Source organism: uncultured Xylophilus sp., assembly GCA_913776965.1.
Classification (GTDB): domain Bacteria; phylum Pseudomonadota; class Gammaproteobacteria; order Burkholderiales; family Burkholderiaceae_C; genus Xylophilus.
In genome coordinates this window covers 47,785-65,457 of sequence record CAJYQL010000084.1, presented here as the reverse complement: position 1 = coordinate 65,457, position 17,673 = coordinate 47,785, and the positions used below count along the sequence as shown (strand labels likewise).

15 protein-coding genes are annotated in these 17,673 nt (G+C 68.0%); all 15 read left to right on the top strand.

Annotation, left to right across the window (positions count from 1 at the left end):
* Positions 1-20: 20 nt before the first annotated feature.
* The 15 genes from QZ500_RS12805 to QZ500_RS12735 all read left to right on the top strand — a co-directional run bounded on the left by QZ500_RS12805 (position 21) and on the right by QZ500_RS12735 (position 17,663).
* Positions 21-1,568 (top strand): hypothetical protein, encoded by a 1,548-nt coding sequence (locus QZ500_RS12805; RefSeq protein ID WP_295855791.1) that lies wholly within the window; start codon positions 21-23, stop codon positions 1,566-1,568.
* A gap of 23 nt (positions 1,569-1,591) precedes the next feature.
* Positions 1,592-2,215 carry a shikimate kinase gene (locus QZ500_RS12800; protein WP_295855790.1) on the top strand — a complete coding sequence of 208 codons (624 nt, stop codon included), beginning with the start codon at positions 1,592-1,594 and terminating at the stop codon, positions 2,213-2,215.
* A gap of 138 nt (positions 2,216-2,353) precedes the next feature.
* Positions 2,354-3,484 (top strand): 3-dehydroquinate synthase, encoded by a 1,131-nt coding sequence (gene aroB, locus QZ500_RS12795; RefSeq protein ID WP_295855789.1) that lies wholly within the window; start codon positions 2,354-2,356, stop codon positions 3,482-3,484.
* Positions 3,485-3,533: 49 nt separating this feature from the next.
* Positions 3,534-4,718, top strand: coding sequence for a deoxyguanosinetriphosphate triphosphohydrolase (locus QZ500_RS12790; protein WP_295855788.1), 1,185 nt, complete (start codon positions 3,534-3,536; stop codon positions 4,716-4,718).
* Between the two features lie 158 nt (positions 4,719-4,876).
* Entirely contained in the window at positions 4,877-5,479 is a 603-nt protein-coding gene (locus tag QZ500_RS12785) for a DUF1415 domain-containing protein (protein ID WP_295855787.1), read from the top strand.
* Positions 5,476-6,366 carry an SAM-dependent methyltransferase gene (locus QZ500_RS12780; protein ID WP_295855786.1) on the top strand — a complete coding sequence of 297 codons (891 nt, stop codon included), beginning with the start codon at positions 5,476-5,478 and terminating at the stop codon, positions 6,364-6,366. The genes QZ500_RS12785 and QZ500_RS12780 overlap by 4 nt, the downstream gene beginning before the upstream one ends.
* Before the next feature lie 89 nt (positions 6,367-6,455).
* Positions 6,456-7,148: a transposase gene (locus tag QZ500_RS12775; RefSeq protein WP_295855785.1), complete on the top strand. Its 693-nt coding sequence runs from the start codon at positions 6,456-6,458 to the stop codon at positions 7,146-7,148.
* A 192-nt stretch (positions 7,149-7,340) separates the two neighbouring features.
* Positions 7,341-12,065 (top strand): glutamate synthase-related protein, encoded by a 4,725-nt coding sequence (locus QZ500_RS12770; protein ID WP_295855784.1) that lies wholly within the window; start codon positions 7,341-7,343, stop codon positions 12,063-12,065.
* 40 nt (positions 12,066-12,105) lie between these two features.
* Entirely contained in the window at positions 12,106-13,584 is a 1,479-nt protein-coding gene (locus QZ500_RS12765; RefSeq protein WP_295855783.1) for a glutamate synthase subunit beta, read from the top strand.
* A 76-nt stretch (positions 13,585-13,660) separates the two neighbouring features.
* Positions 13,661-14,509: an ABC transporter ATP-binding protein gene (locus QZ500_RS12760; RefSeq protein WP_295855782.1), complete on the top strand. Its 849-nt coding sequence runs from the start codon at positions 13,661-13,663 to the stop codon at positions 14,507-14,509.
* Positions 14,506-15,288: a lipid asymmetry maintenance ABC transporter permease subunit MlaE gene (gene mlaE / locus QZ500_RS12755; RefSeq protein WP_295855781.1), complete on the top strand. Its 783-nt coding sequence runs from the start codon at positions 14,506-14,508 to the stop codon at positions 15,286-15,288. The genes QZ500_RS12760 and mlaE overlap by 4 nt, the downstream gene beginning before the upstream one ends.
* Positions 15,289-15,320: 32 nt before the next feature.
* A complete protein-coding gene (gene mlaD, locus QZ500_RS12750) occupies positions 15,321-15,809 on the top strand; it encodes an outer membrane lipid asymmetry maintenance protein MlaD (RefSeq protein WP_295855780.1) in 489 nt (162 codons plus the stop codon).
* Positions 15,806-16,579 (top strand): VacJ family lipoprotein, encoded by a 774-nt coding sequence (locus tag QZ500_RS12745; protein WP_295855779.1) that lies wholly within the window; start codon positions 15,806-15,808, stop codon positions 16,577-16,579. Before mlaD ends, QZ500_RS12745 begins: the two co-directional genes overlap by 4 nt.
* Before the next feature lie 120 nt (positions 16,580-16,699).
* The gene (locus tag QZ500_RS12740; RefSeq protein WP_295855778.1) at positions 16,700-17,341 is read left to right on the top strand and encodes a phospholipid-binding protein MlaC; all 642 of its coding nucleotides are present in this window, start codon (positions 16,700-16,702) and stop codon (positions 17,339-17,341) included.
* A 55-nt stretch (positions 17,342-17,396) separates the two neighbouring features.
* Positions 17,397-17,663 (top strand): STAS domain-containing protein, encoded by a 267-nt coding sequence (locus tag QZ500_RS12735; RefSeq protein WP_295855817.1) that lies wholly within the window; start codon positions 17,397-17,399, stop codon positions 17,661-17,663.
* Positions 17,664-17,673: the final 10 nt, after the last annotated feature.

Here is a 17,673-nt window from a genome sequence, read left to right as displayed (position 1 = left end):
ACGTTCGAGAAGGAAATACGATGCGTTTTTTGAAGAGTTTGGTATTAAGTTGCACCGTGGGATTGGTGGCTGCCTGCGGCGGCGGCGGCGGTGGTGCGGGCACGCCGATAGCGGGGCCCGGCAGCGGAGCGGCTACGCAGGTTGCCGGAACGTTGACGGTCGAAGTGCTCAATGGCTCCGGCGCCGCAACCAATGCAATCACCGCTTCCGAGGTAGCCCAACTGCGCGCTACTGTGCGCAACGCTGCTGGCGCGCCGGTAGCAGGCAGCATCGTCAGGTTCAGCGAAGCCGGCGGTTCGTTGCTCACGATTTCACCTGCGGCAGCTACGGCCCTGACCGATGCTTCCGGGCGTGCAGTCGTCGAAGCGCGTGCGACCAGCACGAGCGCGACCGGCGCTACCGCCGTGCAGGGCAGCGTCAGCCTCACCCCCGCGAACGGGACGACGGCGCAAACGATCACCGGTACGGCCAATTTGGCAATCACCAGTGCACCCCCTGCCGCGCAGATCGACCCGCAGACGTTGGCAACAGCACTCAATTTCCTGGACGTGGTGCCGGCGGACCGTTCAATCGTCATCGCCGGTTCCGGAGGCAACGGTCGGTCGGAATCGGCTGCGCTACGCTTTCGCGTGGTGGATGCGGCCAATACACCCGTCAAGGGTGTAAGTGTCGTCTTCAGTGCGGTCCGGTCCAGTGACGTGAGCACCGGCAGCGGCGACGTGGCGCTCAACATCGTCAAGGCAACGAGCGACAGTGACGGAGTAGTGGTGACCAGCGTGTCGTCCAAGTCGGTCGCGACCACCGTGGTGATCCGCGCGCAGGTCGAGGGACGTGCGATCACGTCGCAGTCCGATCAATTGACCGTGACCACCGGACAGGCCACGCAGCGCGGTTTCGACTTGGCTGCGACCAAGTTCAACTTGAATTCCGAAATCACGGGCGATCGTAGCGACCTGACGGTTCGGATCGTCGATAGCAATGGAAATCCTGTCGCCGACGGCGTCCCTGTAGTGTTCACTACTGACTACGGTGCCGTCGGCACATCCAGCCGCGGCGGTTGTGTGACGTCGGGCGGCGGCTGTACCGTGCCGTACATCGTGCAGGAGCCGCGGCCTGCGGACGGCACGCCTGCCACCGTTGCGGCATCGACCCGCCTGGGCGACGGGACGCAGATCAGCGGTTCCTTGCAATTGGCCGTCACGGCGCCGAGCCGGCTCGATCTCTACAACGCTCGTACCGGAGGCCAAATTGTCAACGGATTCAGTCTGGGTGGCGTGTGCAAACAGACCTTAGGCATCGTCTACGTCGGAACTCCCGCCGGCTTCGCGGCGCCCGCCAACACCACGGTCGAAGTGAAGTCCTTGAACTCCGATGCGACGGTGACCGTAGTCTCCGGTACGCCGGTCCTCGATGCACGTCCGATCGGATTGCGCACCCCGCTGGTGCTGTCCGTCGACGCGACGAACGCCAAAGGCACGGCGGCCGACTGTTCGGCGGTCAGGGTCCCTATCGAAATCACCTTCAAGTCCGACACCATCGCCAAGACCGTCATCAAGACGATCCAGTGACGGCCAGGTCGCGGTCTCCCTTCATGGCACCGTCTGCAGACGCGACTGCCCCGATTACCGGTCGGGCGGGCCAAGTGATCCTGGTCGGCCTTCCGGGTTCGGGCAAGTCGACGGTCGGTCGCCATCTGGCGCGCCGGCTGCAGCAGCCCTTTCTCGATTCGGACCAAGTCATTGAGCAGCACCTCGGCTGCAGCATCCGCGACTATTTCGACCGCGAAGGCGAAGCGGCTTTCCGCGACGTCGAGCAGGCGGTGCTTGCGGAGCTGTGCCGCCGTCCGCGAGGTGTGCTCGCCACCGGCGGCGGCATCGTGCTGCGGGAGGCCAATCGCAACGTGCTGCGTGCGACCGGCTGGGTGGTCTACCTGCGGTCCGCACCGGAGGAGCTGGCGCGTCGCCTGCGCCACGACGTGCAGCGGCCGCTGCTGCAGGTGCAGGATCCGCTTGCCAAACTGCGTGAGCTGCATGCGGTCCGCGATCCGCTCTACCGCGAGGTGGCGGACTTCGTCGTCGAGAACGCCCGACGGTCGGTTCCGATGCTGGTCGGCACGGTGCTGATGCAACTGGAACTCGCCGGCCTGATCGGCACCGACGCCGCTACCCAAGACTCTGCGGCGGCGACGGTCGATGAGAAGCCATCGCTGCGCTGATCGGCGGCGGCGGCGTGCCTGGCACCATGCGGTGGGCAATACACTCGCCGTCGCACCCGCCTGCCCCGGGCCACGCGGGCAACGTGCATCGTCCCGTCCCACGCCCACTTCACCTGGGCCGCTTTGGCTCTTTCGCTCATGGCACCCTCTTCTGCTTTCGCACCCGCCACACAGGTCCCCATCGCCTTCGGCGACCGCAGCTACCCGATCACCATCGGCCAGAACCTGCTGGCCGACCCCACCACCTACGCCGACCTGCCGTCTGCCGCCGCCGCGGTCGTCGTCACCAACACTACCGTCGATCCGCTCTGCGGCGACCGTCTGCGCGCCGCGCTGGCCGTGCGCTTTCGCAGTGTGCACACCGTCGTCCTGCCCGACGGCGAGGCGCACAAGGACTGGGCGACGCTCAACCGCATCTTCGACGTGCTGCTAGAGAACGGCTGCGACCGCAAGACCGTGCTGTTCGCGCTTGGCGGCGGCGTGGTGGGCGACATGACCGGGTTCGCCGCCGCCAGCTACATGCGCGGCGTACCGTTCGTGCAGGTGCCGACGACGCTGCTGGCGCAGGTCGATTCCTCGGTCGGCGGCAAGACCGCGATCAACCATCCGCTCGGCAAGAACATGATCGGCGCGTTCTACCAGCCGAGGCTGGTGGTGTGCGACCTCGGCACCATCGCCACGCTGCCGCCGCGCGAGGTGAGCGCGGGGCTGGCCGAGATCATCAAGTACGGCCCGATCCACGACATGGCCTTCCTCGGCTGGATCGAGGAGCACATCGACGCCCTGCGTGCCGGCGACGTCGCGGCGCTGGCCCATGCGGTGCGCCGCAGCTGCGAGATCAAGGCCGAGGTGGTCGGTGCCGACGAGCGCGAGGCCGGCCTGCGCGCGATCCTGAACTTCGGCCACACCTTCGGCCATGCGATCGAGGCGGGCCTGGGGTACGGTGCTTGGCTGCACGGCGAGGGGGTCGGCTGCGGCATGGTCATGGCGGCGACGCTGTCGCAGCGGCTGGGCCTGGTCGACGCGGCCTTCGTCGCGCGGCTGACCGCGCTGGTGCGCCGCGCCGGCCTGCCGGTGGTCGGGCCGGTGCTGGACACTGCCGACAACGCGGGCCGCTACCTGCAGCTGATGCGGGTGGACAAGAAGTCCGAAGGCGGCGAGATCCGCTTCGTGCTGATCGACGGGCCCGGCCGGGCGGTGGTGCGGGCGGCGCCCGACGCGCTGGTGCGCACGGTGATCGACGCCTGCTGCCGGGGTGATGCTATTTAATGCATAGCTGCCGGCGCTCGCTGCACCGGCGCAGAACCCGCTTTTCCTTGTGAATTCCACGCCTCGTGCGGCCTATGCCTGCGATCCGCAGCGCACCCGGGGCCGCCGCCATCCCGAGTCGCCGGCGCCGACCCGCAGCGACTACCAGCGCGACCGCGACCGGATCGTCCATTCCACCGCGTTCCGGCGCCTGGTCTACAAGACCCAGGTGTTCCTGAATCACGAGGGCGACCTGTTCCGCACGCGGCTGACGCATTCGCTGGAGGTGGCGCAGCTCGGCCGATCGATCGCGCGCTCGCTCGAGCTGGAGGAGGACCTGGTCGAGGCGATCGCGCTGGCGCACGACCTGGGCCACACGCCGTTCGGCCATGCCGGACAGGACGAACTGCACGCCTGCATGGCGGCGCACGGCGGCTTCGAGCACAACCTGCAGAGCCTGCGGGTGGTGGACCGGCTGGAAGAGCGCTATCCGCAGTACGACGGCCTGAACCTGACCTTCGAGACGCGCGAGGGCATCCTGAAACACTGCTCGCGCGCCCACGCCGTCGCGCTGGAGGCGGCCGAGCCGGGCGGAGTAGGGCGGCGCTTCCTGGACCGCACCCAGCCGAGCCTGGAGGCGCAGCTCTGCAACCTGGCCGACGAGATCGCCTACAACGCCCATGACATCGACGACGGCGTGCGCTCCGGCCTGGTGACGCTGGAGCAGATGGAGGCGGTGCCGCTGTTCGACCGCTACCGGCGCGAGGCGCTCGCCGACCATCCCGGACTGGCGCAAGGCCGCGGCCCGCGCCGCCTGCTGCACGAGGCGATCCGCCGGATGCTGAGTGCGCAGGTCTACGACGTGATCGCCGCGACCGGCGCGCGCCTCGCGGCCGCCGCGCCGCAGGATGCCGACGCCGCCCGCCGCGGCCCGGCGCTGGTGTGCTTCGGCGACACGATGCGCGCCGAATCGGCGGTGCTCAAGCGTTTCCTCATGCACAACCTGTACCGCCATCCGCAGGTGATGGACATGACCGGCCGGGCCCGCCGGGTGGTGCGCGAACTGTTCGATGCTTACCGCGCGGCGCCTGCCGAAATGCGCGGCGGCTATGCCGACAAGGCCGCCGCTGCCGCTGCGGGCGATGGCACGGGGCCGTCGCCGCACCGGGTGGTGGCGGACTACATCGCCGGCATGACCGACCGCTTCGCCGCCCGGGAGCACGAGCGGCTGACCGGCCAGCGCGTGTTCGGCTGAGCCCGGGGCACCCGGCCCGGGCCTGATGCACGCCGCGGGTCCGCTGCAGCGGGTGCCCGCCGGCGGAGCGGACGATGCCGGCGTGGCCCTGAAAAGCGAGGGAGACAGGGGGCGTCGGTAGAATCGCGCCCCTTCGCCGCCCGCCGGCGTCGCACCGCATGCCCGCCCATTCCCTTTTCCCGGACGACACCGCCGCCCAGGCCATCGCCGACACCCGCCGCTGGGTCGACCGGGCGGTGATCGGGCTCAACCTCTGCCCTTTCGCCAAGGCGGTGCAGGTCAAGGGCCAGGTGCACTACGCCGTCTGCGATGCGGAGGAGGAGCAGGATCTGCTCGACGCGCTGGAATCCGAAGCGAAAACGCTGCTGGCGCACGCCCCGTCTGCGCGAGACACTACGCTTTTGATAGCAACGCGGCTGCTCGGCGATTTCCTCGACTTCCACGCCTTTGCCGCCCGCGCGGAGAAGCGCCTGTCCCGCCTCGGCTACGACGGCGAACTGCAGCTCGCGAGCTTCCATCCGCGCTACCAGTTCGCCGGCACCGAGGCGGACGACATCACCAACGCCACCAACCGCGCGCCCTGGCCGACGCTGCACCTGCTGCGCGAGGCGAGCATCGACCGGGCGGTCGAGGCTTTCCCCGATGCCGAGGACATCTTCGGCCGCAACATGGCGCTGCTCGAAGACCTGGGCGCCGCCGGCTGGGCCGCGCTCGACGTCGGACCGGGCAGCGCACGGCGCCATCCGCCGACCGACCCATGAAAAAATCCAAGACCGCCACGCCGGCTCCGGCGCCCGCCGCCATCCAGGCGCCCGAGATCCGGCCGGGCCAGTCGGTCGCGCTACTGCAGGAACTGCACATCCTGACCCGCGACGGCAAGCTCAACCAGGATTCGCGCCGCAAGCTGAAGCAGGTCTACCACCTGTTCCATTTCATCGAGACGCTGCTGCGCGAACTGCCCGAGGGCGGTGCGCACGCGACTCTGGCCGACCACGGCGCGGGCAAGTCGTACCTCGGCTTCATCGTCTACGACCTGTTCTTCAAGGCGCTGCCGGGCGGCCACATCTACGGCATCGAGACCCGGCCGGAACTGGTGGAGAAGTCGCGTGCGCTGGCCGAGCGGCTCGGCTTCGACCGCATGTCGTTCCTGAACCTGTCGGTCGCCGAATCGGCCCGGTCCGAGGCGCTGCCGGCGCAGATCGACATCGTCACCGCGTTGCATGCCTGCGACACCGCGACCGACGACGCGATCGCCTTCGGCCTGCAGAAGGAGGCGCGCTGCATGGTGCTGGTGCCCTGCTGCCAGGCCGAGGTCGCCGCCTGCCTGCGCCAGCACAAGGCGCTGGCGCTGTCGCGCACGCCGCTGGCCGAACTCTGGCGCCATCCGCTGCACACCCGCGAGATGGGCAGCCAGCTCACCAACGTATTGCGCTGCCTATACCTAGAGGCCTGCGGCTACCAGGTGACCGTGACCGAGCTGGTCGGCTGGGAGCACAGCCTAAAGAACGAGCTGATCGTGGCGCGCCGCACCGGCCAGAAGAAGCGCAGCGCCGCTGAGCGGTTGCGGGCGATCCTGGCGGAGTTCGGACTGCAGGACCTGGAGGCGACCCGCTTCCCCGGCCTGCCGGCGGCCGTCGTCGCTGCCTGACACGCGTCCGCCGGCCGCGCGAGCGGATAGCATCGCCGCTTCCCCGCACCGCCCGTTAGGCCCACCGCGCACGGCGCATCCCACCGACCATGGCCCGCCTTCCGCGCCTCGCCGTTCCCGGCCATCCCCACCACATCCTGCTGCGCGGCAACGCCGGCCAGCCGATCGTGCGCGACGATGCCGACCGGTCGCTGCTGCTGCAACTGTGGGGCGAATATGCGCAGGCGTACCGGGTGGCGCTGCACGCCTGGGTGCTGCTGGACGACCAGGTGCAGCTGCTCGCCACGCCCGAGGATGATGCGCTGTCGCAGTGGGTGCAGGCGATCGGCCGTCGCTATGTGCGTTATTTCAATGACCGCCACGGCCGCACCGGCACGCTCTGGGAAGGGCGCTACCGCTCGACCGTGCTGGAGCGCGAACGGTATCTGCTCGCCTGCATGGTCCACATGGACCTGCAGCCGGTGGCTTCCGGCTTGGTGGCGCGGCCGGCAGACCATCGCTGGTCGAGCCATGCCCACTACGCGGGCGCCGCCTTCGACCGGCTGGTGACGCCGCCGGCGGAGTACTGGGCGCTGGGCAACACGCCGTTCGCCCGCGAGGCGGCATACGCCGAACTGGTGCACCGGGGCATCGGCGGAGCGACCGAAGCCGCTCTGGTGGATGCCACGCGGAACGGTTGGGCGCTGGGTTCGGAAGCGTTTTTGCAGACGCTGCAGGGGCAGACGGAGCGGCGGCTCCACCGCGTGAAAGCGGGGCGACCGCGAAAATCGCAATCGGTTTAGCACCGTTTAGCTCTCTAGTGCCCGCCGTACCTGCACTGTGCGCTATCGTTTCTGATATGTCCCCTTTTTAATCCCGATAAATTCAGTCGGCGATTAATGGGAATCTGACCCCTATTGTTCATCTTGGCACCGGAGTTGCTGTGAACTATGCTCCGGTTCCCCGCGAATCCCTGCGACATGAAGGAGCACGCCATGACGACGGCTGCCGAGATCGAGTATCTCCAACAACACGGTCTGTATTCCAAGAGCAACGAGCACGACGCCTGCGGCCTCGGCTTCGTCGCTCACATCAAGGGCGAGAAGCGTCACGACATCGTGACCAACGCGCTCAAGATCCTGGAGAACATCGACCACCGGGGCGCGGTGGGAGCCGACAAGCTGATGGGCGACGGCGCCGGTATCCTGATCCAGATCCCGGATGCGCTCTACCGCGAGGAAATGGCGAAGCAGGGCGTCGCCCTGCCGCCCGCGGGCGAGTACGGCGTCGGCATGGTATTCCTGCCGAAGGAGCATGCCTCGCGCCTCGCCTGCGAGCAGGAGCTGGAGCGTGCGATCAAGGCCGAAGGCCAGGTGGTGCTCGGCTGGCGCGACGTGCCGGTCAACCGCGAGATGCCGATGTCGCCGCAGGTGAAGAAGACCGAGCCGATCCTGCGCCAGGTCTTCATCGGCCGCGGCGCCGACGTGATCGTGCAGGACGCGCTGGAACGCAAGCTCTACGTCATCCGCAAAACCGCCAGCGCCAACATCCAGGCGCTCGGCCTGAAGCACAGCAAGGAATACTACGTTCCGAGCATGTCGAGCCGCACGGTGGTCTACAAGGGCCTGCTGCTGGCCGACCAGGTCGGCACCTACTACTTCGACCTGCAGGACACCCGCTGCGTCTCGGCGATCGGCCTGGTGCACCAGCGCTTCTCGACCAACACCTTCCCCGAGTGGCCGCTGGCCCACCCGTACCGCTACGTCGCCCACAACGGCGAGATCAACACGGTGCGCGGCAACTACAACTGGATGCTGGCGCGCGAGGGCGTGATGTCGTCCCCGGTGCTCGGCGCCGACCTGCAGAAGCTCTATCCGATCAGCTTCGCCGGCCAGTCCGACACCGCAACCTTCGACAACTGCCTCGAGCTGCTTACGATGGCCGGCTACCCGATCAGCCACGCGGTGATGATGATGATCCCCGAGCCGTGGGAGCAGCACACCACGATGGACGGCCGCCGCAAGGCCTTCTACGAATACCACGCCGCGATGATGGAGCCGTGGGACGGCCCGGCGTCGCTGGTCTTCACCGACGGCCGCCAGATCGGCGCCACGCTCGACCGCAACGGCCTGCGCCCCTCGCGCTTCTGCGTGACCGACGACGACATCGTGATCCTGGGTTCCGAAGCCGGCGTGCTGCCGGTGCCCGAGAACAAGATCATCCGCAAGTGGCGTCTGCAGCCCGGCAAGATGCTGCTGATCGACCTCGAGCAGGGCCGCATGATCGACGACGACGAGCTGAAGGCGAACCTCGCCAACAGCAAGCCGTACAAGCAGTGGATCGAGAACCTGCGCATCAAGCTCGACGACGTCGAAGGCAGCGGCGAGGCGCCCGCCAGCGACGTGGCGCTGCTCGACCGCCAGCAGGCCTTCGGCTACACCCAGGAAGACATCAAGTTCCTGATGCAGCCGATGGCCAAGAACGGCGAGGAGGGCATCGGCTCGATGGGCAACGACAGCCCGCTGGCCGTGCTGTCGTCCAAGGACAAGCCGCTCTACAACTACTTCAAGCAGATGTTCGCCCAGGTGACGAACCCGCCGATCGATCCGATCCGCGAGGCGATCGTCATGTCGCTGGTGAGCTTCGTCGGCCCGAAGCCGAACCTGCTCGACATCAACCAGGTCAACCCGCCGATGCGGCTGGAACTGAGCCAGCCGGTGCTCGACTTCAACGACATGGTCAAGCTGCGCGACATCGCGCAGTTCACCCAGGGCAAGTTCCGCAGCGCCACGCTCGACATCACCTATCCGTTCGCCTGGGGCCGCGAGGGTGTCGAAGCCAAGCTCGCCTCGCTTTGCGCCGAAGCGGTGGACGCGATCAAGGGCGGACACAACATCCTGATCATCAGCGACCGCGGCGTCAGTGCCGAGAAGGTCGCGATCCCCGCGCTGCTGGCGCTGTCGGCGATCCACCAGCATCTGGTGCGCGAGGGCCTGCGCACGACCGCCGGCCTGGTGGTCGAGACCGGTACCGCCCGCGAGGTGCACCACTTCGCGGTGCTCGCCGGCTACGGCGCCGAGGCGGTTCATCCCTATCTGGCGATGGAAACCCTGGCAGCGATGCACAAGGACATGCCGTCGGACCTGTCGGCCGACAAGGCGATCTACAACTACGTCAAGGCGATCGGCAAGGGCCTGTCGAAGATCATGTCCAAGATGGGCGTGTCGACGTACATGAGCTACTGCGGCGCCCAGCTGTTCGAGGCGATCGGCCTGAACAGCGCCACGGTGCAGAAGTACTTCACCGGCACCGCCAGCCGCGTGGAAGGCATCGGCGTGTTCGAGATCGCCGAGGAAGCGCTGCGCATGCACAAGGCCGCCTTCGGCGACGACCCGGTGCTCGAGAACATGCTGGACGCCGGCGGCGAATACGCCTGGCGCACCCGCGGCGAAGAGCACATGTGGACGCCCGACGCGATCGCGAAGCTGCAGCACTCGACCCGCGCGAACAACTGGAACACGTACAAGGAGTACGCCCAGCTGATCAACGACCAGAGCCGCCGCCACATGACGCTGCGCGGCCTGTTCGAATTCAGGATCGACCCGTCGAAGGCGATTCCCGTCGAGGAAGTCGAGCCGGCCAAGGAGATCGTCAAGCGCTTCGCCACCGGCGCGATGTCGCTCGGCTCGATCTCGACCGAAGCGCACGCCACGCTCGCCGTCGCGATGAACCGCATCGGCGGCAAGAGCAACACCGGCGAGGGCGGCGAGGACGAGCACCGCTACCGCAACGAGCTGAAGGGCATCCCGATCAAGCAGGGCGACACGCTCAAGAGCGTGATCGGCGCGGCCAACGTGGAAGTCGACCTGCCGCTGCAGGACGGCGACTCGCTGCGCTCCAAGATCAAGCAGGTCGCCTCGGGCCGCTTCGGTGTCACCGCCGAGTACCTGAGCAGCGCGGACCAGATCCAGATCAAGATGGCCCAGGGCGCCAAGCCCGGCGAGGGCGGCCAGCTGCCGGGCGGCAAGGTGTCCGACTACATCGGCAAGCTCCGCCATAGCGTGCCGGGCGTCGGCCTGATCAGCCCACCGCCGCACCACGACATCTACTCGATCGAGGATCTGGCCCAGCTGATCCACGACCTGAAGAACGTCGCGCCCCACGCCGGCATCAGCGTCAAGCTGGTGTCCGAGGTGGGCGTGGGCACCATCGCCGCGGGCGTCGCCAAGTGCAAGAGCGACCATGTGGTGATCGCCGGCCACGACGGCGGCACCGGCGCATCGCCGTGGTCGTCGATCAAGCATGCCGGCGGCCCGTGGGAGATCGGCCTGGCCGAGACCCAGCAGACGCTGGTGCTCAACCGGCTGCGCAGCCGCATCCGGGTGCAGGCCGACGGCCAGATGAAGACCGGCCGCGACGTCGCCATCGGCGCGCTGCTGGGCGCCGACGAGTTCGGCTTCGCCACTGCGCCGCTGGTGGTCGAGGGCTGCATCATGATGCGCAAGTGCCACCTGAACACCTGCCCGGTGGGCGTGGCCACGCAGGACCCGGTGCTGCGCAAGAAGTTCTCGGGCAAGCCCGAGCACGTCGTCAACTTCTTCTTCTTCATTGCCGAGGAAGTGCGCCAGATCATGGCCCAGCTGGGCATCCGCAAGTTCGACGACATGGTCGGCCGCGCGGACCTGCTCGACATGAAGCAGGGCGTGGAGCACTGGAAGGCCCGCGGTCTGGACTTCGGCCGGCTGTTCGCCTACCCGCAGGTGCCGGCCGACGTGGCCCGCCGCCACATGGACCAGCAGGACCACGGCCTGGGCGACACGCTCGACCGCCGGCTGATCGAGAAGTCGAAGGCCGCGATCGAGCGCGGCGAGCGGGTGCGCTTCATGGAAGCCGCGAAGAACGTCAACCGCACCGTCGGCGCGATGCTGTCGGGCGCGGTGACGCGGGTGCATCCCGAGGGCCTGCCGGACGACACGATCCACATCCAGCTCGAAGGCACCGGCGGCCAGTCGTTCGGCGCGTTCCTGACCAACGGCATCACGCTGTACCTGATCGGCGAAGCCAACGACTACACCGGCAAGGGCCTGTCGGGCGGCCGGATCGTGGTGCGCCCGAGCCTGGACTTCCGCGGCGAGGCGGCGAAGAACATCATCGTCGGCAACACGGTGATGTACGGCGCGACGGCCGGCGAGTCCTACTTCGCCGGCGTCGCCGGCGAGCGCTTCGCGGTCCGCCTGTCGGGCGCCACCACCGTGGTGGAAGGCACCGGCGACCACGGCTGCGAATACATGACCGGCGGCACGGTGGCGGTGCTCGGCAAGACCGGCCGCAACTTCGCGGCCGGCATGTCGGGCGGCATCGCCTATGTCTACGACGAGGACGGCCAGTTCGCCTCGCGCTGCAACCTGTCGATGGTCACGCTCGAGAAGATCGCGACCACCGCCGAGCAGACCGCCGCGGGCGACCGCAAGACCTGGCACCGCGACCAGACCGACGAGGCCACGCTGAAGAAGCTGCTGGAGGACCACAACCGCTGGACCGGCAGCAAGCGCGCCCGCGAACTGCTCGACAACTGGGCCGAGGCCCGCGGCAAGTTCGTCAAGGTCTTCCCGACCGAGTACAAGCGTGCCCTGGCCGAGATTTTCGACAAGAAAGCGGTGATGGCGCCCGACACGCCTGCGCCGACTGCTATGAAAAAAGAAGCGGTCCCGGCCAAGTAAGGCCTGTCCGGAAACCCACGACATCGCAAGGAACACGGCTATGGGAAAGACCACCGGCTTCATGGAATTCGAGCGCCTCGAGGAGGGCTACCGCCCGGTCGACGAGCGCCTGAAGCACTACAAGGAATTCGTCGTCGGCCTCGACGACCAGCAGGCGAAGGTGCAGGGCGCGCGCTGCATGGACTGCGGCACGCCGTTCTGCAACAGCGGCTGCCCGGTCAACAACATCATCCCGGACTTCAACGACCTGGTGTACCAGCAGGACTGGAAGAACGCCTGGGCGGTGCTGGATTCGACCAACAACTTCCCCGAGTTCACCGGCCGCATCTGCCCCGCGCCCTGCGAGGCGGCCTGCGTGCTCAACGTGAACGACGACGCGGTCGGCATCAAGTCGATCGAGCACGCGATCATCGATCGCGCCTGGAAGGAAGGCTGGGTCAAGCCGCGCGTCGCCAAGCACAAGACCGGCAAGAAGGTCGCGGTGGTCGGCTCCGGCCCCGCCGGTCTGGCGGCCGCCCAGCAGCTGGCCCGCGCCGGCCATGACGTGACGCTGTTCGAGAAGAACGACCGGGTCGGCGGCCTGCTGCGCTACGGCATTCCCGACTTCAAGATGGAGAAGACCCACATCGACCGCCGCGCCGAGCAGATGAAGGCCGAAGGCGTGACGATCCGCACCGGCGTCGTCGTCGGCGCCGCCAAGGACCCGCTGGGCAAGGGCTCGAAGGTCACCAACTGGGCCAAGGAGAGCGTGACGCCCGAGCAGCTGCAGAAGGAATTCGACGCGGTGCTGCTGACCGCCGGCGCCGAGCAGTCGCGCGACCTGCCGGTGTCCGGCCGGGAGCTAGACGGCGTGCATTTCGCGATGGAGTTCCTGCCGCAGCAGAACAAGGTCAACGCCGGCGACAAGCTGAAGAGCCAGCTGCGCGCCGACGGCAAGCACGTCATCGTGATCGGCGGCGGCGACACCGGCAGCGACTGCGTCGGCACCAGCAACCGGCACGGTGCAGTCAGCGTCACCCAGTTCGAGCTGATGCCGCAGCCGCCGGAAGAGGAAAACCGGCCGATGACCTGGCCCTACTGGCCGTACAAGCTGCGCACCAGCTCCAGCCACGAGGAAGGCTGCGACCGCGAGTTCGCCATCTCGACCAAGGAATTCATCGGCGAAGGCGGCAAGGTGACCGGCCTGAAGACGGTGCGGGTCGAATGGAAGGACGGCAAGATGGTCGAGGTCGCCGGCTCCGAGCAAGTGCTGAAGGCCGACCTGGTGCTGCTGGCGATGGGCTTCGTGAGCCCGGTTTCGCCGCTGCTCGACGCCTTCGGTATCGACAAGGACGCCCGCGGCAACGCCAAGGCCACGACCGATTTCACCGGCGGCTACGCCACCAACGTGCCGAAGGTGTTCGCCGCCGGCGACGTGCGCCGCGGCCAGTCGCTGGTGGTGTGGGCGATCCGCGAAGGCCGGCAGGCCGCGCGCGCGGTCGACGAGTTCCTGATGGGCTTCAGCGATCTTCCCCGATGAAGCGCCGCCGGATCGGGTAATCCCTGCATCCCTTATCATCGAAAGAGCCGGGCGCCGTCCGGCTTTTTTCGTTTCCATGGGCAACATCGATCACGACCTTCCCGCCGCTCCGCCTGCCGCGTTCGTCGAACTGCGCGACGTCACCTTCGGCTATGGCGGGCGGTCGATCCTCGAAGGCGTGACGCTCGCGGTGCCGCGCGGCAAGGTCACTGCGCTGATGGGCGCGTCCGGCGGCGGCAAGACCACCGTGCTGCGGCTGATCGGTGGCCAGGTGCGGGCGCAGCGCGGCGCGGTGCTGTTCGACGGCAGCGACATCGGCACGCTGGACGCGGCCGGCCTGTTCGCCGCGCGGCGGCGCATGGGCATGCTGTTCCAGTTCGGCGCGCTGTTCACCGACCTCGATGTGTTCGAGAACGTGGCCTTCCCGCTGCGCGAGCACACCGACCTGCCGGACGAACTCATCCGCGACATCGTGCTGATGAAGCTCGACGCGGTCGGCCTGCGCGGCGCGCGCGATCTGCGCACCAGCGAGATTTCCGGCGGGATGAGCCGCCGGGTGGCGCTGGCCCGTGCGATCGCGCTGGACCCGGAACTCGTCATGTACGACGAGCCCTTCGCCGGGCTCGACCCGATCTCGCTCGGCATCGCGGCCCGGCTGATCCGCCAGTTGAACGATGCGATGGGGCTCACCAGCATCGTGGTGTCGCACGACGTCGAAGAGACGCTACAGATCGCCGACCACGTGATCGTGCTCGCCAACGGCCGCATCGCCGCCGAAGGCCCGCCCGACACGATCCGCGCCAGCACCGACCCGCTGGTGCACCAGTTCATCCACGCCGAGGCCGACGGCCCGGTGCGGTTCCACTATCCCGCGCCGCCGGTCGATGCCGACTTCGGCGGTGCCCTGCCGGGGGCGAACCCATGAGATGGTGGCATCCGGCCGACATCGGCTTCGCGGTGCGCGGCAAGCTGTCCGACCTGGGCATGGGCGCACGGCTGTTCGCGCGGCTGGTGCTGCTGGCCGGACCGGTGTTGCGGCGGTTCCGGCTGGTGTCGGAACAGATCCACTTCCTCGGCAACTATTCGCTCGCGATCATCGCCGTCTCGGGCCTGTTCGTCGGCTTCGTGCTCGGCCTGCAGGGCTACTATACGCTGCAGCGCTACGGCGCGTCGGACGCGCTGGGGCTGCTGGTGGCGCTGTCGCTGGTGCGCGAACTCGGGCCGGTGGTGAGCGCGCTGCTCTTCGCCGGCCGCGCCGGCACCTCGCTCACCGCCGAGATCGGTCTGATGCGGGCCGGCGAGCAGATCAGCGCGATGGAGATGATGGCGATCGACCCGGTGCGCCGCATCCTGGCGCCGCGCTTCTGGGCCGGCGTGATCGCGCTGCCGCTGCTGTCGGCGGTGTTCAGCGCCGTCGGCATCGTCGGCGGCTGGCTGGTCGGCGTGGTGATGATCGGAATCGACGGCGGCGCCTTCTGGAGCCAGATGCAGGGCGGCGTCGACGTGCTGCGCGACGTCGGTAACGGCGTGGTCAAGAGCATCGTCTTCGGCTTCACCGTGTCGTTCGTCGCGCTGCTGCAGGGCTACACCGCCCGGCCGACGCCCGAGGGCGTATCGCGTGCGACCACCCGCACCGTCGTGGTGTCGTCGCTCGCCGTGCTCGGCCTGGATTTCATCCTGACCGCGATGATGTTCAGCATCTGACCAAGATAGACAAGAGAGAAGGAAAGCGCGCCATGGAACGTTCCAGAAGCGATGTGTGGGTCGGCCTGTTCGTGCTGCTCGGGGCAGCGGCGGTGCTGTTCCTCGCGCTGCAGTCGGCCAACCTGCTGCGGCTGAATTTCCAGTCGACCTACCGCGTCACGGCGCGCTTCGACAACATCGGCGGGCTTAAGCCGCAGGCTGCGGTGAAGAGCGCCGGCGTGGTGGTCGGCCGGGTGGAATCGATCACCTTCGACGACAAGACCTTCCAGGCTTCCGTCGGCCTGTCGCTGCAGGACCGCTTCCAGTTCCCGAAAGACAGCTCGCTCAAGATCCTGACCAGCGGCCTGCTCGGCGAACAGTACATCGGCATCGAAGCCGGCGCCGACGCGAAGAACCTCGCGGCCGGCGACCTGATCACCACCACCCAGTCGGCGGTGGTGCTCGAGAACCTGATCAGCCAATTCCTCTACAACAAGGCGGCCGAGGGCCCGACGACCCCGGCACCGGGAACCAAGAAATGACAACGACATTCCTCCGCATCTCCACCTCCGCCGGGCTGATCGCGACGGCGGCACTGCTCGGCGGCTGCGCGACGGGACCGGACCGCAATCCCCGCGACCCGTTCGAGCCCTTCAACCGAGGGGTGTTCGAGTTCAACGAAGCGGTGGACCGCGCGGTGCTCAGGCCCGTCGCGACCGTCTATCGCGATGCGACGCCCTATCCGGTGCGGGCGGGTGTCGGCAATTTCTTCCGCAATCTGACCGAGCCATGGTCCTTCGTGAACCACGTCCTGCAGTTGAAGCCGCAGGCCGCCGGGGAAACCGCGATCCGGTTCGGCGTAAACACGTTCCTGGGCTTCGGCGGGCTGATCGACATCGCCGGCGCCGCCCGCATCCCGTACCGTCGCCAGGACTTCGGCCAGACGCTCGCACACTATGGCGTGCCGACCGGTCCGTACGTGGTGCTGCCGATCCTCGGTCCTTCCACGGTACGCGACACCGCTGCGTTGCCCGTCGATTTCAAGGGCAACCTGTTGTCCGAGATCGACGACAACAGCGTGCGCAACTCGTTGTTCGCGCTGCGCGTGGTCGATATCCGTGCCAGCCTCCTGGGTGCGACATCGGTCATCGAACAGGCTGCGCTCGACAAGTACAGCTTCACGCGCGACTCCTATCTGCAGCTCCGGCGGAACCAGCCGCGAAATGCAGGCGATAGCGATGGCGACCTCAACGACAGTGACGAGGGCAACCAGAACCCCATCGGCGTGCCGCCGATCGGGCGCTTCCGTTGACAGGGGTTGCAGCCTGTTGCATCGGCAACAGACCCGGCTGGAACTGAATCCCGCCTGCGACTCCAATCTGCCAAGAGGGGCGGCCAGTTCCGGCCGTCCGGCACCATCCAAGGACACGATATGAAAAGACGATTCCTCGCCCATTGGGCACTCGGTCTCGCGGCGCTCGGCGCATTGGCGCTGCCCCTGGCCTCGCACGCGGCCGACGAAGCGCCCGACGCCTTCATCAAGCGGCTGTCGGCCGAGACGCTCGACGCGATCAAGGCCGATCCGGCGCTGCGCGGCGGCGACGTCAACAAGGTGATGCAGCTGGTCGACACCCGCATCATCCCGAACGTCGACTTCCCGCGCATGACCGCGGCGGCGGTCGGCCCGCAGTGGCGCCAGGCCACACCCGACCAGCAGAAGCGGCTGCAAGACGAATTCAAGACGCTGCTGGTGCGCACCTACTCCGGCGCGCTGGCGCAGGTCAGCGACCAGAGTGTCAACGTGAAGCCGCTGCGTGCGTCGCCCGACGACAAGGAAGTCGTGGTCCGCACCGAGGTCGTTGGCCGCGGCGACCCGATCCAGCTCGACTACCGGCTTGAGAAGACGCCGGGTCAGGGCGCCGGCTGGAAGATCTACAACCTCAACGTGTTGGGCGTCTGGCTGGTCGAGACCTACCGCAGCCAGTTCGCGCAGGAAATCAACGCGAAGGGCGTGGACGGCCTGATCGCGACGCTCGCCGCGCGCAACCGCTCCAACAGCGGCCAGCGGAGCTGACCGGATGGGCGCCACCGACACCGCCGTGATCCCGTCGGAAGGCGCCGCCGCGCAGGTGCTGGTGCTGCCCGCCGAACTCACCCATGCCCAGGCGCGCACCTGCCTGCGCATGCTGACCCAGGGGCTCGCCACCAGCCGGGAGCCGGTGGTGGCCGATGCGAGTGCGCTGGAGCGCTTCGACTCCTCCGCACTCGCGGTCCTGCTCGCCTGCCGCCGCGAAGCGGTGGCGCTGGGGCGTGCGTTCGCGGTGCGCGGGTTGCATCCGCGGCTGCGGGGGCTGGCCGGCCTCTACGGCGTGGCCGGCCTGCTGCCGGCCGCCTGAGGCCCCCGCC